At 70.3% G+C, this 19,816-nt stretch carries 17 protein-coding genes; 8 read left to right on the forward strand and 9 right to left on the reverse strand.

The features are described 5' to 3' along the window. Positions 1–9: 9 nt before the first annotated feature. From VHU88_20065 to VHU88_20085, 5 genes are all read left to right on the forward strand, one after another. The gene (locus VHU88_20065) at positions 10–621 is read left to right on the forward strand and encodes a R3H domain-containing nucleic acid-binding protein (protein HEX3613994.1); all 612 of its coding nucleotides are present in this window, start codon (positions 10–12) and stop codon (positions 619–621) included. A gap of 13 nt (positions 622–634) precedes the next feature. Continuing rightward, entirely contained in the window at positions 635–1,303 is a 669-nt protein-coding gene (gene rsmG, locus VHU88_20070; protein HEX3613995.1) for a 16S rRNA (guanine(527)-N(7))-methyltransferase RsmG, read from the forward strand. 29 nt (positions 1,304–1,332) lie between these two features. Next, complete coding sequence (locus VHU88_20075; protein HEX3613996.1) at positions 1,333–2,325, forward strand: ParA family protein; 993 nt, start codon at positions 1,333–1,335, stop codon at positions 2,323–2,325. A 122-nt stretch (positions 2,326–2,447) separates the two neighbouring features. Continuing rightward, on the forward strand, positions 2,448–3,404 hold the full coding sequence (locus VHU88_20080) for a ParB/RepB/Spo0J family partition protein (GenBank protein HEX3613997.1): 957 nt from the start codon (positions 2,448–2,450) through the stop codon (positions 3,402–3,404). Between the two features lie 107 nt (positions 3,405–3,511). Then, entirely contained in the window at positions 3,512–4,129 is a 618-nt protein-coding gene (locus tag VHU88_20085) for a GNAT family N-acetyltransferase (GenBank protein HEX3613998.1), read from the forward strand. A 28-nt stretch (positions 4,130–4,157) separates the two neighbouring features. Here the strand turns inward: VHU88_20085 and VHU88_20090 are convergent, their stop codons facing one another. The 9 genes from VHU88_20090 to VHU88_20130 all read right to left on the reverse strand — a co-directional run bounded on the left by VHU88_20090 (position 4,158) and on the right by VHU88_20130 (position 15,468). Next, positions 4,158–5,342: an N-acetylmuramoyl-L-alanine amidase gene (locus VHU88_20090; protein HEX3613999.1), complete on the reverse strand. Its 1,185-nt coding sequence runs from the start codon at positions 5,340–5,342 to the stop codon at positions 4,158–4,160. 208 nt (positions 5,343–5,550) lie between these two features. Then, the gene (gene trxA / locus VHU88_20095) at positions 5,551–5,874 is read right to left on the reverse strand and encodes a thioredoxin (protein ID HEX3614000.1); all 324 of its coding nucleotides are present in this window, start codon (positions 5,872–5,874) and stop codon (positions 5,551–5,553) included. Positions 5,875–5,939: 65 nt separating this feature from the next. Further along, entirely contained in the window at positions 5,940–6,872 is a 933-nt protein-coding gene (gene trxB / locus VHU88_20100; protein ID HEX3614001.1) for a thioredoxin-disulfide reductase, read from the reverse strand. A gap of 116 nt (positions 6,873–6,988) precedes the next feature. Further along, a complete protein-coding gene (locus VHU88_20105; protein ID HEX3614002.1) occupies positions 6,989–8,494 on the reverse strand; it encodes a hypothetical protein in 1,506 nt (501 codons plus the stop codon). A gap of 122 nt (positions 8,495–8,616) precedes the next feature. Further along, complete coding sequence (gene sigM / locus VHU88_20110; GenBank protein HEX3614003.1) at positions 8,617–9,324, reverse strand: RNA polymerase sigma factor SigM; 708 nt, start codon at positions 9,322–9,324, stop codon at positions 8,617–8,619. A gap of 228 nt (positions 9,325–9,552) precedes the next feature. Then, positions 9,553–11,007 carry a protein kinase family protein gene (locus VHU88_20115; protein HEX3614004.1) on the reverse strand — a complete coding sequence of 485 codons (1,455 nt, stop codon included), beginning with the start codon at positions 11,005–11,007 and terminating at the stop codon, positions 9,553–9,555. Positions 11,008–11,118: 111 nt separating this feature from the next. Further along, a complete protein-coding gene (gene murJ, locus VHU88_20120; GenBank protein HEX3614005.1) occupies positions 11,119–12,762 on the reverse strand; it encodes a murein biosynthesis integral membrane protein MurJ in 1,644 nt (547 codons plus the stop codon). Next, positions 12,759–14,894 carry a DUF6049 family protein gene (locus VHU88_20125; protein HEX3614006.1) on the reverse strand — a complete coding sequence of 712 codons (2,136 nt, stop codon included), beginning with the start codon at positions 14,892–14,894 and terminating at the stop codon, positions 12,759–12,761. Before VHU88_20125 ends, murJ begins: the two co-directional genes overlap by 4 nt. 73 nt (positions 14,895–14,967) lie before the next feature. After that, positions 14,968–15,468 carry an NUDIX hydrolase gene (locus VHU88_20130; protein HEX3614007.1) on the reverse strand — a complete coding sequence of 167 codons (501 nt, stop codon included), beginning with the start codon at positions 15,466–15,468 and terminating at the stop codon, positions 14,968–14,970. 137 nt (positions 15,469–15,605) lie between these two features. Here VHU88_20130 and VHU88_20135 point away from each other — a divergent pair, with 137 nt between their 5' ends. From VHU88_20135 to VHU88_20145, 3 genes are all read left to right on the forward strand, one after another. After that, positions 15,606–17,084: a CCA tRNA nucleotidyltransferase gene (locus tag VHU88_20135; GenBank protein ID HEX3614008.1), complete on the forward strand. Its 1,479-nt coding sequence runs from the start codon at positions 15,606–15,608 to the stop codon at positions 17,082–17,084. 100 nt (positions 17,085–17,184) lie between these two features. Continuing rightward, positions 17,185–18,813, forward strand: a complete 1,629-nt coding sequence (locus VHU88_20140; protein ID HEX3614009.1) for an ABC transporter substrate-binding protein — start codon at positions 17,185–17,187, stop codon at positions 18,811–18,813. Positions 18,814–18,863: 50 nt separating this feature from the next. Further along, on the forward strand, positions 18,864–19,787 hold the full coding sequence (locus tag VHU88_20145) for an ABC transporter permease (GenBank protein ID HEX3614010.1): 924 nt from the start codon (positions 18,864–18,866) through the stop codon (positions 19,785–19,787). Positions 19,788–19,816 lie beyond the last annotated feature (29 nt).

Consider the following 19,816-nt stretch of genomic DNA (forward strand, 5'->3'; position numbering starts at 1 on the left):
GTTCCAACGGTGAGTGCACCAGAGCCGATGTCCGGCGAGCAGTCCGTGGTCGACGAGGACCTCGACATCCTCGACGAGGAGTCCGACTCCGATTCGGCCGAGTCCGACGAGTCCGGCAGCGGCGGCTCGCGTCCGCGGACGCCGCGCAAGCCGTCGAAGGCGCGCCTGGAACTGCTGGAGCAGGAAGGCGAGATCGCGGCCGACTACCTCGAGGGGCTGCTCGACATAGCCGACCTCGACGGTGACATCGACATGGACGTCGAGGGCGACCGCGCCGCGGTGTCCGTCGTGGGCGCCGACCTCAAGCAGCTCGTCGGCCGCGGCGGCAATGTGCTCGACGCCGTCCAGGAGCTCACCCGGCTCGCGGTGCTGCGCGCCACCGGCGAGCGCAGCCGGCTGATCCTCGACATCGGTGGCTTCCGGGCCGCCCGTCGTGAGGAGCTGACCGAGCTCGGAAGCAAGTCCGCGGAGGAGGCGCGCGCGAGCGGCGAACCGGTCAAGCTCGCGCCGATGACCCCGTTCGAGCGCAAGGTCATCCACGACGCCATCGCCGCGGCGGGCCTGCGCAGTGAGTCCGAGGGCGAGGAGCCCAATCGTCGGGTGGTCGTCCACCCGTCCTGATCCGCGCCGGAAGATGGATCAGTTGGCACCACCCGCTCCCGAGGCTGCCCGGCGCAACTTCGAGCCGTACCTGCCGAAGCTCGAGCAGTACGCGGCCGTGCTCGCCGACGCCGGTGTCGTCCGCGGGCTGATCGGCCCCCGCGAGGTCGAACGCCTCTGGGACCGGCACTTGCTCAATTGCGCCGTCGTCGCCGAGGCGGTCGGGTCGGCCCGCCGCGTGGCCGACGTCGGCTCCGGCGCCGGCCTGCCGGGCATAGTGCTCGGGATCGTCCTGCCTGATGTCGAGGTCGTCCTCGTCGAGCCGATGCTGCGCCGCGCGATGTTCCTGGCGGAGACGGTGGCGAGCCTCGAACTTCCCAACGTCCGGGTGCGCCGCGGCCGAGCCGAGGAGTGCGTCGAGTTGCGCGGTGCCCTCGACGTGGTGACGGCACGAGCGGTCGCCCCGCTGGATCGGCTGCTGGGTTGGACGCTGCCGCTGCTCGCCCCCGGCGGTCGGTTGCTGGCGATGAAGGGCGCGGCGGCGGCGGCGGAAGTCGCGGCCGCAGGTTCCCACCTGCGCTCTGCGGGTGTCGCGGACGTGGTTGTGAGAGGTTACGGAGTGGGGGTCGTCGATCCACCCACCACGGTTGTCGAGGTCACCACGTCGGCGTCGCGGGGAGTCGGCACCGGCCGTATGCGATGACGAATGTTTCACGTGAAACAAGGAGATGAGTGTCCGTGGTCGCGGGTTGGATGTTCCGGTCGAGTCGACCTTTGCCTTCCGGCGACGAGCCCGGCTCGGACCACGAGTCGGAGTTCGGCTGGCGCGACTCCGGCCAGGGACGCGACGACCTCCCGATCATGTCCGCGGCTCGGAAGGCTGCCGCGATGCGGGCCGGGGTCATGCCCCGGCTCCCGCGGCCCGCGCGTCGGCGGGTGATGGTTGTCGCGAACCAGAAGGGCGGCGTCGGCAAGACCACCACCGCGGTGAACATGGGCGCGGCACTGGCGATACACGGCCTGAACGTTCTGCTGATCGACCTCGACCCCCAGGGCAATGCCTCGACGGCACTCGGCGTCGACCACCACCGTGACGTCCCGTCCGTCTACGACGTGCTCACCGGGGAGATGTCTATCGTCGAGGCCGCGGTTCCGGTCCTCGACGTGCCCAACATGGCGTGCGTGCCGGCGACCATCGACCTGGCCGGCGCGGAGATCGACCTGGTGTCGATGGACCACCGCGAGACCCGGCTGAGCCGAGCGTTGGCCGCCTCGGAGCTGGAGGGGGTCGACTACGTCTTCATCGACTGCCCCCCTTCGCTCGGCCTGCTCACGGTCAACGCGCTGACCGCTGCCGGTGAGGTCCTGATCCCGGTCCAGTGTGAGTACTACGCGCTGGAGGGACTGACCCAGCTGCTCCACACGATCGAGCTGGTGCGCAGCCGGCTGAACACGAAGCTCGACGTCTCCACGATCCTGCTGACCATGTACGACGGGCGCACCAAGTTGGCCGAGCAGGTGGCCCAGGAGGTGCGGCGGCATTTCGGCCCGAGGGTGTTGCGGACGACGATTCCGCGTTCGGTGCGCCTGTCCGAGGCCCCGAGCCACGGCCAGACCGTGCTGACCTACGACCCGGGTTCCCCGGGTGCGCTGTCCTACCTCGAGGCCGGCCGGGAGCTCGCCCGGGCCGCTGTCGTCGAGGAGCCTGCGACGCCCGCGCAGTGACCGGCTGCTCGGTATGCGGCGCGTCCGCCGCGGCCGAACGTTTCACGTGAAACATCCGTGCCAGACTTGGCCCCGCTCTCGGGGCTCAGCCGTAACCGATCTCGACCTCTCGGAGCGTTGCAGTGTCTCAGCCGCGTCAGGGTGTTCCGTCTCTCGCCCCGGCCCGCCGCGGACTCGGCCGCGGGCTTGGCGCACTGATCCCGACCGCGCCGCCGGAGGAAGCCGGTGCCGCTTCGGCGGCCCGGGCCTCCGGGGCCCCGGCACCGGAGTTCGAGGTCCCGGCCGGCGCCTACTTCGCCGAGTTGCCGCTCTCGGCCGTGGTGCCCAATCCGCGCCAACCGCGTCAGGTGTTCGACCCGGACCTGCTCGCCGAGCTCACCCACTCGTTGCGCGAGGTCGGTCTGCTCCAGCCGGTGGTCGTGCGGTCGACCGGCCCGGGCAGCTACGAGCTGATCATGGGGGAGCGCCGGTGGCGCGCCGCCCAGCTGGCGGGGTTCACGACGATCCCGGCGATCGTGCGAGCGACCGAGGACGACAAGCTCCTCCTGGACGCACTTTTGGAGAACCTGCACCGTGCGGACCTGAACCCGTTGGAGGAGGCGGCGGCTTACGACCAACTGCTCAAGGACTTCGACTGCACCCATGACGTGCTGGCCGCCCGGATCGGCCGGTCGCGCTCCCAGGTGTCGAACACGCTGCGACTGCTGAAGCTCCCGGTCGCGGTACAGCGTCGGGTCGCGGCCGGCGTGCTGTCGGCCGGTCACGCCCGCGCCTTGCTGTCGATCGAGGACTCCGACGAGCAGGAGCGCATCGCCGGGCGCATCGTGGCCGAGGGGTTGTCGGTGCGAGCTGTCGAGGAGCTCGCCGCGATCGGCGACGGGAGCAAGCCGAAGATCCGGCGTTCCCCGGCCGCGCACCCGCGCTCGGAGGCGGCGGAGAACATCGCTGCCGCTCTGGCCGACCGGTGGGACACCCGGGTCAAGGTCCAGCTGAGTCAGGGCCGGGGCCGGATGATCGTGGAGTTCGCCTCGGTCGACGACCTGGAACGGATCGTGGCCCTGATGGGGCCCAACAGCTGATCAACGCAACCGTCCCGCGGGCGATCGCGACGAACGCCTTGCGGATCTGGTGACGGCGTGCGACCGGCCCTAGGCTGTCCCCCACCGCTCTAGCCAGAGGTGGTGTCGTGACACGTCGGTTGGTCAACATCACGCTGGACAACCTCGACCAGTTGCCCCGCCGGTGCCGCTCGTGCGTGTTCTGGGAGCTGGACCCGGTCTCCGGCGACCGCGCGAGCCATGCCGGTGACACCTCGCTGGAGAAGGAGGCCTGGGTGTCCGCGACGCTGCTGGAGTGGGGCTCCTGCGGCAAGCTGGTCCAGGTCGACGGCTTCACCGCCGGCTACGTGGCCTACGCCCCGCCCGGCTACGTCCCCCGCTCGATCGCTTTCCCGACCTCACCGGTCAGCGCGGATGCCGTGCTGCTGACGACCGCGTTCATCGTGCCGGAGTTCGTCGGCGGGGGACTGGGTCGGATGCTGGTGCAGGGCGCCGCCAAGGACCTGGTGCGCCGGGGGGTCAAGGCGATGGAGGCCTTCGGTGACGCCAAGGGAGAGTCCGAGGGCTGTCTGGTTCCGGCCGATTACCTGCGCGCGGTGGGGTTCAAGACCGTCCGGCCGCACCACCGCTTCCCGCGGCTGCGCCTGGAGCTCAAAACCACGGTGTCGTGGCGCGAGGACGTGGAGATCGCGCTGGAGCGACTGCTGGGCTCGATGACCCCGGAACCTGCGTTCCGTCCAGTCTGACGGGTAGTCAGATTTATCTGACGATGCGTCAGATAGCCTTGCCGGCGAACAGCTCGTTGATCCGCAGCGCGCCGGTGGGGGCGTCGTCGTCGGCCGGCAGATACAGCCTTTGGACGGCGATCACGATCGACTCGGCGACCACGTCGCGGAACGACGCGTCGGACAGCCGGGCCGCGTCGCCGGGGTTGGTCAGATACCCCAGGTCGAGCCGGACGGCCGGCATCCGGGTGCGGCGCAGCAGGTCCCACGTCTTGCCGTGGGAGCCGCAGTCGAGCAGATCCGTGCGGGCCACGATCTCGCGCAGCAGCAGCTCGGCGAAGCGCTCGCCGGTCGCGCTGGACTGCCCGTACCGGTCGGTGCCGAAGTAGTACGTCGCCACGCCGCAGGCTCCCGCGTTGGGGTGGCTGTCGACGTGCAGGGACACCACCAGGTCGGCGCGGGCCTCGTTGGCGAACATCGCCCGGGCCTCGTCGTCCAGGTCGACCCGGGAGGCGTGCCGGGCGCTGACCGCACGGGTCAGGTAGGCCTGTACGCCGGTGGCCGTCAGCCGGCCCTCGATGCGCGCGGCCAGGTCCTCGACGATCGACGCCTCGGTCAGCCCGTTGCCCACGTTGCCGTGGTCGAGCCCGCCGTGCCCCGGGTCGATCACGACCACCTTGCCGCCCAGCCGGGGGCCGGCGCGGGCCACGGCCTCGGCCTCGCGCAACCGGTGGGCGTGGCCGCCGACGACGGTGCGGTTCAGCCGCTCGAGCGCGCGGAATGTCTCCGGTCCGCACGTGCCGTCGGCGCTGACCCCGAGGCTGCGTTGGAGTTCGCGCAGCGCGGCGGCGGTCTCGGCGCCGAAGATGCCGTCGACGCGACCGCAGTTGAAGCCCATCTCCAGCAGTCGGCGCTGCAGCGCGGCGACGTCGTCGCCCCGCTGCGATCGGCTGACCTGGTGGGACAGCACCCGGTCGCCCAACCGCCAGCGGGCTTCCTCGAGCGCCTCGTACGTCTCCCGGCCGACCAGGCCGTCGACGTTCAGGCCGCGTTGCTGCTGGAAGTGCCGGACCGCGCGGTCGCAGGCGTCGTCGAAGCTCGCTTCGGCGGGATCGTCGACAGCGTCCGGCGAGTCGGGCAGCAGGCTCAGGATCGCCAGCTTCCGCCGAATCTCGGCAACAGTCGGACCGGTGTCGCCCCGCCGGTGCACCGGGTGCGGCAGTCGGCTGTCCACGCCGGTGTCTCCTCCCAGTGCTGCCCACGCAGTGGGCTCGGGCCGAACAAGGGTCGAGCCTAGCCCCGCCGGGTGCACGCACGCGGTTGATTGCTCCGTGACGAACCGCTGGTTTGCGCGAGCCGTTGAATGAGGACATCGGGGGCTCCGGGTCCCGACATGGCGACGGGCCGACCGGTGCGATACCGGTCGACCCGTCGGATCAGGCTCAGACGTACTCGGCGAGGTCCTTCAGGATCATCGGCTTCGGCTTGGCGCCGATGATCTGCTTGACGACCTGGCCGCCCGAGTAGAGGTTCATCGTCGGGATCGAGACGACGCCGTACTTCGCGGCGGTCTTCGGGTTCTCGTCGACGTTGAGCTTCAGGATTCGGATCTTGCCCTCGTTCTCGGCGGCGATCTCCTCGAGGATCGGAGCGACCTGGCGACACGGTCCGCACCATGGCGCCCAGAAGTCGACCAGCACCGGTACGTCAGCACCGAGCACGTCGGACTCGAAGGTCTTGTCGGTGACTTCCCCGATGGAACCCATGGTGTCTTTTCTCCTCTCGACGGCTCGCGCTGCGAGCCGGTGGCGGGTGCTGAAGTTCGGTGCGATCAGTGCTCGGCGTCGGCCAGGAACCGCTCTGCGTCCAGGGCCGCGGCACACCCGGTACCCGCCGCGGTGATGGCTTGACGGTAGATGTGGTCGACGACGTCGCCGCAGGCGAACACACCGCTCAGGTTGGTCCGGGTGCTGGGCGAGGCCACCTTGACGTAGCCCTCGCCGTCCAGGGCGACCTGACCCTTGAACAGTTCCGAGCGCGGGTCGTGGCCGATCGCGACGAACAGGCCCGTCAGATCTAGTTTGGACTCCTCGCCGCTCTTCAGATTGCGCACCACGAGCCCGGTGACCTTGTCCTCACCGATCACGTCGATCGGCTCGGAATCCCACAGGAACTTGATCTTCGGGTTGTCGAAGGCGCGCATCTGCATGACCTTGCTGGCGCGCAACTCTGCCCGGCGGTGGATGACGGTCACCGATTTGGCGAACCGAGCCAGGAAAGTGGCTTCCTCCATCGCGGAGTCCCCGCCGCCGACCACCGCGATGTCCTGGTCGCGGAAGAAGAACCCGTCGCAGGTCGCGCACCAGGACACCCCGTGGCCGGACAGCCGCTTCTCGTTGGTCAGCCCCAACTCCTTGTAGCGGGAGCCGGTCGCCAGGATCACGGTGGTGGCGGTGTGCTCGCCGTCGGAGGCGGTGACCTTCTTGACCGGTCCGGTCAGGTCGACCGCGGTCACGTCGGCGCCGACCAACTGGGCCCCGAACCGCTCGGCCTGGGCGCGCATCGCGAACATCAGATCCGGGCCCTGGACCCCGGAAGCGAAACCGGGGAAGTTCTCGACCTCGGTGGTGTTCATCAGCGCGCCACCCATGGTGACCGCGCCTTCGAACACCAGCGGGTTCAGGTCCGCGCGCGCCGCGTAGACGGCTGCCGTGTAGCCCGCCGGGCCCGACCCAACAATGATGACGTTCCGTTGCTCGCTCACGCCGGTCCTCGCTCGTCAGTTTTCGCGACCTGGGCCGCGAACTTCACGTTGCCGAAAACCGATCCTAGGGCTGCGTTGTTCCCGGGCCCGCGGTTGCCGGGCCGGGGAACGAACGACTAGGGCTTGCCGGCCGAGGGGAAGAACGCCTTCGTCTCCAGCGGCTGCGGGGTCGAGGTGTCCAGCGGGTCGGCGGTGGCCGCCGGGACCGAGGACTTCACCTGTGTCTGCGACGGTGTGACAGCCCCGACCCGCTTGGGCTGGGTCGTCGACTGCGCCGCCGACCCGGTGCCCGGCTTGTCGACCGGCTGCGACCAGGGCGTCTGCGCCGGGTTCGCCGCTCCATGGCACTCGCCGTAGAAGACGTAGCCGATGACCTGGTTCGCGTTGTCGCTCTGTACGACCACGACCGTGGCGGGCTTGTTCTGCCAGGTGCCCTCGTCGCCGGCGACCGCCGCGCGGCCGATCTGCCTCGCGCAGCGCAGCACTCGGGCCTGGACGTTCGCCGAAGCCGGGCCGTGCGCGACCGGCGCCAGGTCGGCCGCGGAGGGCGCGGAGTAGTTGGTTGCCACGTTCTGGGAGGGGCTGACCCCGGAGGACGTGGTGTCGGCCGTTGTGGTCGAGGAACTCGGCGCACTGGCCGGAGGAGCCGCCGGGTCGCCCGGGGCTGCCGGGTCGCCGCCGGCACTCTGGCCGCCGCCTGCCGGGACGCTGTCGTTCGACTCGGTGTGCTGGTCGGCCTGCGAGACCAGGTCCATGACCTTCGAGGCGAAGTTGTCCTCGTTGTAGGCCTGGCCGGTCTGGGTGACGTACGGGTCGCCCTCGGACTTGCCCGGCACGTTCTCGGTGCCGACGCGACCGCCGGGCTTGGTGGCGGTGTTCGGCGCGGCCATCTGCTTGCCCGGCTGGGCGGCGGGGGTCGGACCGGCTGCGGGAGCCTGCGTGGCCGCGGGCGGGTTGGTCTGGCCGGCCGCCGGGTTGCCACCCGAGGGCTCGTTCTTGTGGCCCTTGGGGATGATCAGCGGCGCCGCGTTGCCGCCCGCCTTCGAGTTGTTGTTCTGCGTGCCAACGGGCTGGGCGGGCTGAACCTGGATCGGGTGGCCGTTCGCGCCTTGCACGATCTCGCCGCCACCGGGCTGAAGGACCTTGACCGCCGTCTTGGTGTCCTTGCCCTTGACCACGTAGACCGAGCCGTCGGAGGTCACGTAGTTGCCCTGGGCGTTCTTGACCGCGCCACTGGGGACGTTGAGCACGTCGGCCGACAGGTAGGTCGCCTGGACCTCCGGCGGCGGGACCGATCCCGCGTCGGGCTGCTCACTGTGGTTGCCGACCGACTCGATGCCGAGCGCGACCCCGCCGACGAGCAGCACGACGCTGGCCGCGACCGTGCTGACCCGGCGCAGGCCGGTCATCATGATTTTGCGCCGCGAGGCGAGGTCGATGACCTCGGCCCCGCCGCCGGTGGCCGCCGCCACCGAGGTGGCGGGCCGGGCGGACAACCCGGGCGTCACCGGTTCGGCGATGGCCAGTTCGGCCAGAGTCGCGTTGATGCGGGCGACGTACTGTGCGGGCATCGGCCCGGGGTCGTCGGACGCGAGGATGTCCGAGACGGAGGCCAACAACATGGCAGTGTCACGGCAGTCGGCACACGAATCGAGGTGCGCCGACACCCGTCCGGCCTCGGACTCGCCGAGGAGACCCTCGGCGTGGTCCGCCAGAGTGTCTGTAGATACGTGCTCGCCGTAAGTCATTTCCGCTGGTCCGCTCCTTCCGCCGAGCCCGTTGGGCCAGGCGGTCCCCCACCGACTGCCGGCGTCGCACCCCGGTGCAGAGGCACAACTTTGGCACTCACCTCCGGTTCGACGCAGGCGGAGCCAATCTCGTTCCCTTGCCTCAAATGTGCCAGCAACGGAAGTAGTCGGGCACGTCCGCGTGCGCACCGACTCTTCACGGTTCCAGTGGGTACGCCGAGGATCTTCCCGGCCTCCTCCACGGGGTATCCCTGCAGGTCAACCAGCACAAGCGCGGCTCGCTGGTCCATCGGCAGGGTGGCCAACGCGGCCGCGACGTCCATCGAGAGATCGGCATCGTCGGTCGGGTCGTCGGCGATGGCGACATCCCGGCCGCCGCGGTCCTCGTCGTTCTCCTGGTCCGGAAGCGGGACCGTGCGCCGGATGCTGCGGCGCCGGGCCCGGTCCAGGCAGGCGTTGACGACGATGCGGTGCAGCCAGGTGGTGATCGCGGAGTCACCACGAAAAGCGCCCGCCGCCCGGTAGGCCGAGACCAGCGCGTCCTGGACGGCGTCGGCCGCCTCCTCCGGGTCGCCCAGGGTGCGCAGCGCGACGGCCCACATGCGGTCGCGGTGCCGCCGCACGATCTCGCCGAACGCGTCCGGGTCGCCTTCCCGGTGCAGTTCCAGCAGCTCGCGGTCGGAGGTCGCCGTCAGCTCAGCCATGGCCGCGGCATCCGACAGAACTGGACCCTCGCCGCCCCGCGGGCGCACCCGCAAGAAGGGCGTGGGACGTTGCCCTCCTGGCCGGTCGCCGGCAACGGCCCGGCATCCGGCTCAGTTCAGTCAACATCGGCGCAGGCGTCTCCCGGGAAAGACTGTCAAGGTAAGCCTTGGTACACGGTACGCGAAGGGCGGGGAGGCTTCGGCGAGCCGTCGCGGGGGTGGACGTGATCAACCGCTCACGGTTACTTCCGAGATGCCGCTGCGGTACCCGCCGCCGGAGGGATCCTTCGGCAGCCGGGTCAACCAGATCAGGATGAACCGCGTGTTCGTCGCATATGCGAACCGCAGCGTGTCCTCGGCGGGGGCGTTGTCGGCCGAGGACAGCACCAGGTAGGAATCCAGGTCGGTGGGCGCGGTCGAGGCCGAGGCTCCCGCGGCCCGGATCTGGAACCAGGTGCCGGCGACCGGCAGCAGCAGCTTCACCTGGCGCACCACCTGGGCGTGACCGAGGTCGAGCACCAGCCCGACCCCGGGCTTGGACTTGTTGAACGTCGCGGTCCGGTACCGGTTGGTGTGCCAGGTGGTGTCCGCCTTGCCGTCGACGGCAAGCGGCGCCTGTTCCGGATTCTCGGTCTGGTCGCCACCGGGTGCCGGGTCGAAGTCGATGACGTCGGCGATCGGGATCGTTTGCAGGGTGTCGGCCCCGGTGGCGTCCGAGTTCGACCCGCTGCCCGAACCGATCGCCCGGGCGATCTGCCAGCCGAGCAGCGACAGGCCCAGCGCCAGCACGAACGCGACGCCGATCTGCGCGCCCCGGGTGGCGTTCGACGGTCGCCAGGACGGGCCCGAGGCCGCACTGGGCGTCGGCGGGGCGAAGGTGCGCGGGGCGGACGGTTTGGCCGGCGGCGGGCTCGGGGTCCGATGCGGCACCTTCCGGATCGCGGCGGCCAGCTCAGCCGGCGTCCGCAGCGGACTGCCGGCCCGCGGCCGCGGGTTCAGCACCCGGTCGACGATCGAGTCGACCGCGTCCGGCACGCCGGCCCGGACCTGCCGGGGCGTGCAGATCGCCCCGTTCTCGTACGGCGCGGCGGGCAGGCCGAACGCCTCGCCCTCCGGCCACTTCGCGGTGAGCATCGCGTAGAGCACCCGGGCCAGCCCCCGAGTGTCGGCCCGGGCCGGGTCGACCGCGCTCGTGCCGTGCAGTGCCGCCTCCACGCACAGCCCGAAGATCTTGACCTGGCCGGCCGGCGTGATCAGCACGGTGTTCGGTTGGAGGCGCAGATGGGCCAGCCCGGCCTCGTGGGCGACGCTCAACGCCTCCGCGGCCTCGGTGATCATCACCTGGGCGTCCGCCGGGCCCAACGGACCTTCCTCGGCGAGCACCACGCGCACCGGCCGAGCCGTCGGGATCCATTCCTGGATGACGTGGACGACCTGGTCAGTTCGGACTGCGTCGAGGATGCGGACGAACCGAGGGTCGTCGATGTTCGCGGCAGCCTGCGCGGCGGCGACCACCGCCTCGGCCAGGTCGTGGTCCTCGGGGATCAGGTAGATGCCGACCGGACGGGCCAGCATCTCGTCGGTGGCGTGCCAGAACGCGATCCCGTCGTAGTCCCGCATCAGCTCCGCGAGCCGGTAGCGGCCCCCGATTCGGGTGCCGACCTCCGGGGTCGCTCGTGCCACCAGCAGTCCTTCCGTACCGAGGGAGCGCCGGTCGGGGTGGGACGCCCTCGTCCGCTCCATCCTAGGTCGGCGCGGCGCCGCAGCACGGTCACTACTCCGGCGGGTCCGGACTCACCACCCCAAACGGTTCAGCAGCTTGTCGATCGGCCGGATCACCTCACGGATCTCCATGAAGATCGCGACGATCAGGAACGTGACCACCATCGCCAACCCGCCGCCGATCACGGTCACCAGCGACCCCTTCTGCCCGGTGCCCCAGCGGTGGTAGGCCAGCTCGCCGATCGCCAACGCGGGCACCGCGGCGGCCACCGACGCGATCACCAACTTGTCGTAGGTCGTCCGGACCGAGGGGTCCAACGGCCCGATCCGCCGGGCCAGGCGGTTGGCCGAGATCCGCACCCCGACCATGTAGGACACCGAGTAGCTCACCGCCAGCCCGACCGCCACCCAGCGCGCGGGCAGCACCTCGGCACAGCCGATCGCCAGCACGATGTTGGTCGCGGCGATCCAGACGTTGATGGTGACCGGGGTCCTGGTGTCCTCGAACGCGTAGAACCCGCGCAACAACTGGTTGTGGATCGTGAACGGGACCAGGCCGAGTGCGAACGCGGACAGCACGAACCCCATGTACTCGGCGTTGTAGATCGAGGTGTTCCCGTGGCCGAACATCAACACGGACATGCTCGGCCCGAGCACCCCGAACGCCACCGCCGAGGGCACCAGCACGGCCCCGGTCAGCCGTAGGCCCGTCGCGAGGTCGGCGCGCATGTCGTCGATGCGGCCGTCGGCCACCGCCCGGCTCATCCGGGGCAGCAGCGCGGTCACCACCGACACGGTGATCACCCCGTGCGGCAGCAACAGGATCAGGTAGGCCTTCGTGTACGGGGTGAAGCCGCGGCCGTCGAAGCCCATCGCGGCGGCCGTGTCGCCGGCCGAGGTCGCGATCTGCACCACGGCCAGGTAGGCGATCTGGTTGACCAGGACGAACAGCAGCGTCCAGGTCGCCAACCGGTAGGACGTCCCGAGTCCCTTGCCGCGCAGGTCGAGCCGCGGCCGGAACCGGTAGTTCGTCCGGCGCAGCGACGGCAGCAACCCGAGCGCCTGGATCACCACACCCAGCGTGGTCCCGATCCCGAGCACCCGGATCTCGTTCGCCGTCACGTTGGAGGTCGTCGGGTCGGCGTTGTGGTTCATCACCAGGAACGCGATGCCGGTGCCGATCACCACGAAGTTGTTCAGGATCGGGGTGAACATCATCGGCCCGAACTTGCCCCGGGCGTTGAGCACCTGACTGAGCATCACATACAGGCCGTAGAAGAAGATCTGCGGAAGGAAGTACCGGGCGAAGGTGACTGCGACCGTGTAGTTCGCGTGCGACCCGGAGTGTGTGAAGCTCCACGCGTACGCGCTGACCACCCACGGCGCGGCCAGCACCGCCAGTGCGGTTATCACGATGAGCATCGAGCCGATCGCCGTGATCAACCGGTCGGCGAACGCGGTGCCGCCGTCGGCGTCGTTCTTCATCGCCCGCACCAGTTGCGGCACGAACACCGCGTTGAGCGCACCGCCGGCCAGCAGGATGAAGATGACGTTCGGCACCGTGTTGGCGACGTTGTAGGTGTCGGCCAGGAACCCCGTGCCGATGGCCCAGATCAGGACGACGTCGCGGACGAAGCCGGTCAGCCGCGACACCGCGGTGCCCACGGCCATCACCGCGCTGGATCGGGTGACCGCCTCGGCGGGTACCCCAGTCATGCTTGGACCGCGTCCACGGTGCGGGCGGCCCGGCCGCTCGAGGCGGGCGCCGCCCGGGCCTTACGGATTCGACGGATGTTCCTGATCACCGCAGCAGTGAACAGCAGGCCGCCACCGCCGATCACGATGATCAGCCCGACGCTGCCGTAGTTGGTCACGTTCACGCGCAGCGGCATCGGCGAACCGAAGCGGTCGCCGGCCGCGTCGACGAGGTCGACCTCGACCCGGGTGATGCCGTTGACGGTGGCCTTCGCCGGGATCCGGACCGGGACCTTGCGTCCGGCGGCGATCGTGACCAGGTCCGAGGCCTGCGTGCGCAACCGGCCGGCGACCAAGGGCTGAACCTCGGCGCGCACCCGGACCGGGGCGTCCAACTCGTTGTAGATCGTCAGCGGGATGTTGCCGTTGCTGCTGGACAGCGTGACGATGCTGCGCCCGACCACCTTCACCTTGCCGGTGTCGTCCTGCACCTGGTCGGCGAGGTTACGCAGGTAGGTGTTGGCGCCCTTCGGATCGGTTGTCCAGGTCGACGCCGCCGCGACCAGGGTCGCGTCGGTGAGGCTCTCGATCATCGGACCCGGTTTGACCAGGACGGCGCTGAGCCGGTCGAGGTCCGTGGCGGTGCCGTGCAGCCGATTCACGTATCCGGGCTTCAGCTCGTGCGGCCCGGGGACGGGCGGGTAGGCCGGGTTCGCATTCGCCAACTCGGACGGGACGGGAAGCACGCTGAGCGACTTCAGCTCGGCCAGGCGCAGCCACGGGGCGCCGTTGACCGCGTTGAGCAGCCGACCGGCGCTGTCCGGGCTGGGGTTCCACCGTCGCGGCGGGTTGATCAGGATGCTGCGCTGCTCGTTCGGCCGCTCGAGGGTGATCATCGCGGTGTCGGCGAGCAGGCGCTGCGCCGCCGGGGCGCCGGTGCCCGCGGCGGACAGGTCGCCGGACAGGTCGTCGGTCAACCCGGTGTCGGCGATCAGGACCTCGAGATGACCGGCTTCGGTGTCGACGCCGACCCGCCCGGTCGGGGTGTGGTTGAGCGTCGCGAGCGCCGGGAACTGGGCACCGGACAGCACGACGGTCTGGGTCCCGCCCGTGCGCAGGGCCGCGAGCGTCGCCTTGTCGGCGAGCCCGGTGGGCGGGAACGCGACGCTGGTGTCCGACTGCCGGTCCAGGGTGCGACCGGTGACCAGGCGGGACTGCGCCTCGGCACTCGCGATCGCGCCCGGGTAGCCGTTGTGCACCAGCCCGGCCAGGTCCGGGTCGCCGTAGGGCAGCGCGGCCACCGGCTTCCCGGCGAGCTCCGTCCGCACGTCGGACAGCCACTTGGCGGCGCCCGGATCGGCGGCCTCGTCGGTCGTGCCGCTGCCGTTGACTCGTTGGTGCGCCACGCTCAGTTCGGCGGTCGAGTCGAGCAGTTCCGGGTCGAGCAGCCAGGTGACCGGGTATTTGCCGACCGTGGCGACCAACTGCGCCAGCCGACCGGTGGGCGCGAACTCCCCGCCCGCCGCGCGCTGCAGGAACGCGCCCGTGCCGTCGCGGGCCGGGGTGCCGGCCAGCGGCCAGAGCCAGCTGATCGTCACCGGGCGGAACGACTTCGGCTTGGACAGGTACGGCAGGAACGTCGTCAGGCTCCCGACGCGGCGGACCCCCGGGGTGGTGTTGTCCCGCTGGCCGGCGGCCTGCACCGAGATCGCGTAGACCCCGTCGGCGCCCAGGTGCAGCGCGCTGATCGGGACGGTGATCGTCCACGGCACCGACGCCCCGGGCGCGACGTCGCGCCCGAGCGGGCCGCCGGTCCCGGCGATCGGCTCACTGCCGGCCGGGAGGTCGGTGGCCTCCGCGAGCGTCTTGACCTCGCCGCGGTCGATCAGCAGGCGCCGGCGCAGCAGCAGGGAGACCGACGCCTGGCGGATCGTCCCGGCGCCGGTGTTGCGCAGCTCGCCGCGCAGCACGAGCTTGCTGTTCGCCTGCGGCGCGCTCGGGGTCATGTCGTCCAGCAGCACCTGCGCACCGGTCGGCGCGGGCGCCGCCCCGACCGGCGCGGCGGCCAACGGACTGGCGACGATCAGGGTCAGCGCGGCGCCCAGGCAGAACAGGCGGTACCGGCGCCGCCCGGACGTGGCGGCGTGACTCACCGGTTCGCCGCCGATCGTCGGTGCGAGTCGTGGGTGGCGGACGCTGGGACATTGATTCACTCGCTGCGCTCGCTCATGCCCCGTCCGCCTGCTCGGGGTCCTCGGCGCTGGGCAGCCCGAGCTGCTCGGCCAGCGAGGTCAGCAGCTTGCGTTCGGTGTCGTACGCCAGCTTGCGGGTCAGGTCGGTCAGCGGCACCCAGGCCACCTCGTCGACCTCGATGTCGGCGTCGGACAGCTCGCCGGACTCGGCCTCGAGCAGGAAGTGGTGGACGGTCTTGTGCACCCGGTGGCTGTCGGCGACGAACCAGAAGTCGATGACCCCGAGCTTGGAGAGCACCCGGCCGCGGATGCCGGTCTCCTCCTGCACCTCGCGGACTGCCGCCTCCTCGGGGCTCTCACCGGCCTCGAGGTGTCCCTTGGGCAGTGACCAGAGCAGCCGACCGCGTCGGTCGAGGCGTCCGATCAGAGCGCCCTGGGCCACCGGGCCGCCGCGGTCGACCACCAAACCCCCGGCGGACACCTCGGAAACCGTGCGCAAACGCTTGGGCGACGACTGCGCACGGGAGCGTGACACCTGTCGATGTTATTCCTGTGGCGGTGGCCTGACCTCGCGTTGCCGCAGCGGGGCGGGCGCGTGCCGAATTGATATGTCCGCGGGGCCGTCCGGCCGCCCGGTCGGAAGGTGCCGATCGGGCACTAGGCTGGCCGGTCGTGTCTGCCTCGAAATCCCTCGACTCGACCGCGCCGCCGCCGGCCCCCACCAACGGGCTGTCAGCGGCGCAGCGACGGGCGGTGGCCGAGTTGATTCGGGTTTCCCCGGTGGCCGTGGAACTGGGCCGCCGCTTCGAGGCCGCGGGCGCCGAGCTGGCTCTGGTAGGCGGCTCGGTCCGGGACGCCCTGCTCGGCCGGCTGGGCCATGACCTGGACTTCGCCACCTCCGCCCGGCCGGAGCGGACCGCGCAGATCCTGCGGGGCTGGGCCGAGTCGGTGTGGGACGTCGGGGCCGCGTTCGGCACGGTCGGGGCCCGGCGCGAGGGCTACCAGCTGGAGATCACCACCTACCGGGCCGACGTTTATGACCGCTCCTCCCGCAAGCCCGAGGTCACCTATTCCGAGTCGCTCGGCGACGACCTGGTGCGCCGCGACTTCACGGTCAACGCGATGGCGGTGCGGCTGCCGGCAGCGGATTTCGTCGATCCGCACGACGGCCTGCGCGACCTGGCCGCGAAGGTGCTGCGCACCCCGCGGACCCCGGCTGAATCGTTCTCCGACGACCCGCTGCGGATGATGCGCGCCGCCCGATTCGCCGCCCAGCTGGGCTTCGACGTCGCCCCCGAGGTGCACACGGCGCTGGTCGAGATGGGCCAGCGGCTGGAGATCATCTCGGCCGAGCGCATCCGCGACGAGCTGATCAAGCTCGTCGACGCCGCGCAGCCGCGACGTGGCCTGCAGTTGCTCGTCGACACCGGGCTGGCCAACCGGTGCCTGCCTGAGCTGCCGGCCCTGCGGTTGGAGATCGACGAACACCACCGGCACAAGGACGTCTACGAGCACACCCTGACCGTGCTCGAGCAGGCCATCGCGCTGGAGACCGACGGCCCGGACTTCGTGCTGCGCTTCGCCGCACTCATGCACGACGTCGGCAAGCCGCGTACCCGGCGCAACGAGGCCGCCGGCCGGGTCAGCTTCCACCACCACGAGGTGGTCGGCGCCCAGATGACCAGAACGCGGATGAAGGCGCTGCGGTTCGACAAGGCCACGACCGAGGAAGTCGCCCGGCTGGTCGAGCTGCACCTGCGCTTCCACGGGTTCGGCACCGGCGAGTGGACCGACTCGGCCGTGCGCCGCTACGTGCGCGACGCCGGGGACATGCTGGAGCGGCTGCACCAGCTGACCCGGGCCGACTGCACAACCCGCAACCGGCGTAAGGCCGCCGCGCTGGCCAAGTCCTACGACGAGTTCGAGAACCGGATCGCCAAGCTGGCCGAGGAGGAGGAGCTCGCCTCCCTACGTCCGGCGCTGGATGGCAACCAGATCATGGCCGAACTCGGGCTGCGGCCGGGCCCGGACGTCGGCGCCGCGTACCGGTACCTGCTGGACCTGCGCATCGAGCAGGGCCCGCTGGACTCCGAAGCCGCGCGGGCCGCGCTGCGCGCCTGGTGGGCGGAGCGAGGGGCTACGAACCGGTAACGCCCGGGTTGGGTGATCGCTTCTCGTGGGTACGGTCGTGACAATTGGTACGAAACTTCCGGCAGCAGCCCACACTGCCGGGCCGGCCCGGGAGGCTCGAATGCGGATCCGAGTCGCCCGCCGGCACCGGGGCGCCGCGCTCGCCGTCGCGGCGATGCTCGTCCTGTCCGGCTGCGGCGACTGGGGTGGCGACGACACCGCGTTCGGGGCGAGCACGGTCGGCGCGCTGACGGTTTCCGGCTGTCGGCCGCAGAACCCGCTGATCCCGTCGGACACCAACGAGGTCTGCGGCGGCAACATCCTCGACCAGGTCACCGCGAAGCTGGTCCGCTACGACCCGGAGACCGGCAACCCGAGCAACGACCTGGCGCAGTCGATCGACACGACGGACAGCAAGGTCTACACGATCAAGCTGAAGCCCGGGATCAAGTTCCAGGACGGCACGCAGGTCACGGCGCACAACTTCGTCGACGCCTGGAACTTCGCCGCGTACGCGCCCAACGCGCAGGCCGACGCCTCGTTCTTCGAGCCCATCGCCGGCTACGGTGACGTCTCGGCCAAGACCCCGACGACCGACAAGATGTCGGGGCTGAAGGTCCTCGACGACTACACCTTCACCGCGACGATGCAGGACACCTACTCGATCTTCCCGTTGGTCGTCGGGTACGAGGCGTTCGCGCCGTTGCCGGACTCGTTCTTCCGCGACAAGGGCGCCGCGTTCGGGGTGCACCCGATCGGGGCCGGCCCTTTCAAGTTCGTCTCCGGCAACCCGGACGCCGGCTACGTGCTGGCCGCCGACCCGAACTACGACCGGGCGGGCAAGCCGCACATCTCCGAGGTCGTCTACAAGGTCTACACGTCCTCGCTGGCGGCCTACAACGACCTGATCTCCAACCGCCTCGACATGCTCGACGTGCTGCCGACCGCGGCCCTGCTCGGCTCTGCCTACCAGCAGGACATCCCCGGGCGGTCGTTCTCCCGGGTGGTCGGGCAGTTCCAGTCGGTCGACTTCCCGCCGGCCAAGGTCGACCCCAGCTACAACAACGTGAAGCTGCGGCAGGCGCTGTCGATGGCGATCGACCGGCAGTCGATCATCGACGCGGTCTTCGGCGGCACCAAGCAGATCGCGACCGGCTGGGTCTCGCCGGTGGTCAACGGGTACAAGGCGGGCGCGTGCGGGCAGTGGTGCGTGTTCAACCCGACCCAGGCAAAGGCGCTCTACCAGGAGGCCGGCGGCCACCAGGGCCCCATCACGATCTCGTACAACACCGGTGAGGGCGCCGATCACGGTCCGTGGATCACCGCGGTGTGCAACAGCATCCACAAGGTGCTCGGCGTGGAGTGCGACCCGACGCCGGTGGCCACGTTCAAGTCCTTCCGCGACCAGATCGTCTCCCACAAGATGCACGGGTTGTTCCGCACCGGCTGGCAGATGGACTACCCCTCGATCGAGGACTTCCTGACCCCCATCTACCGGACCGGGGCCTCCTCGAACGACAACGACTACTCGAACCCGGCCTTCGACGCGAAGCTCAAGGAGGCCGGCGAGCAGAGCTCGGTGGCCGCCGCCAACGCCGCCTACGAGCAGGCCGAGGCGTTGCTGGCCAACGACATGCCGTCGCTGCCGATGTGGAGTTCGAAGCTCGTCGGGGGTTTCTCCGACCGGGTCGCGAATGCCTCGCTGACGGTGTTCGGGACGTACAACCTCGCCGCGGTGACCATCAAGTGACGGCGATTCAAGTGACGGCGTTCGTGCTCGACGTCGGTGGGGAGTAGCAGTTGGCCCGATACGTGATCCGGCGCCTGCTGCAGATGGTCCCCGTGCTCGTCGGGGCGACGTTCCTGATCTTCGCGATGGTGTTCGCGCTGCCCGGCGACCCGGTGGCCGGCAAGTGCGGCGACCGGCCCTGTCCGCCCGCGTACGCAGCCGCCTACCGGGCGCAGTTCCACCTCGACGACCCGCTGCCGGAACGCTACGTGAAGTACCTGGGCAACCTGGTGAAGGGCGACCTCGGCGAGGACTCCTCGGGCCAACGGGTCGCGCCGCAGATCACCCACGCGTATCCGACGACGATGAAGCTGACCGGGATCGCGATCGGGTTCGAGATCGTCATCGGGATCGGAATGGGCGTGCTGAGCGCGATCAAACGCCGCGGGCTGCTCGACAAGAGCGTGCTGGTGGTGACGTTGGTCCTGATCGGCCTTCCGGTGTTCGTCACCGGGACGGTGCTGCAGTACCTGTTCGGGTTCCGGCTGGGTTGGCTGCCCGGGACCGCCGGCGACGGGACGCTGCACGAACTGGTGCTGCCCGGCTTCGTGCTGGCCAGCCTGTCGCTGGCCTACGCCTCCCGCATCACCCGGACCAGCCTGGCCGAGGTGTTGCGCGCCGACTACATCCGCACCGCGCGGGCCAAGGGCCTGCCGACACGGCGGATCCTGGGCATCCACGCGCTGCGCAACGCGCTGATTCCCGTGGTCACCTTCGTCGGCGCCGACATCGGGGCGCTGATGGGCGGGGCCATCGTCACCGAGGGCATCTTCAACATCCACGGCGTGGGCAACCTCGTCTACCGCGGGATCGGGCAGAAGGAGGGCAACACCGTGACCAGCGTGGTCAGCATCCTGGTCGTGGTGTTCCTGTTCACCAGCCTGCTGGTCGACCTGCTCTACGCGGTCATCGACCCGAGGATCCGCTATGAGTGAGCCCCGCCCGCGTATGAGAGAGCCCCATC

The organism is Sporichthyaceae bacterium, from assembly GCA_036269075.1.
Classification (GTDB): Bacteria; Actinomycetota; Actinomycetes; order Sporichthyales; family Sporichthyaceae; genus DASQPJ01.

Bases quoted from the DNA above. Each gene is read 5' to 3' on its own strand.
- trxA (HEX3614000.1), bottom strand. From the start codon at position 5,874: ATGGGTTCCATCGGGGAAGTCACCGACAAGACCTTCGAGTCCGACGTG.
- murJ (HEX3614005.1), bottom strand. From the start codon at position 12,762: ATGACTGGGGTACCCGCCGAGGCGGTCACCCGATCCAGCGCGGTGATG.
- VHU88_20105 (HEX3614002.1), bottom strand. From the start codon at position 8,494: ATGTTGTTGGCCTCCGTCTCGGACATCCTCGCGTCCGACGACCCCGGG.
- sigM (HEX3614003.1), bottom strand. From the start codon at position 9,324: ATGGCTGAGCTGACGGCGACCTCCGACCGCGAGCTGCTGGAACTGCAC.
- VHU88_20140 (HEX3614009.1), top strand. From the start codon at position 17,185: ATGCGGATCCGAGTCGCCCGCCGGCACCGGGGCGCCGCGCTCGCCGTC.
- rsmG (HEX3613995.1), top strand. From the start codon at position 635: ATGGATCAGTTGGCACCACCCGCTCCCGAGGCTGCCCGGCGCAACTTC.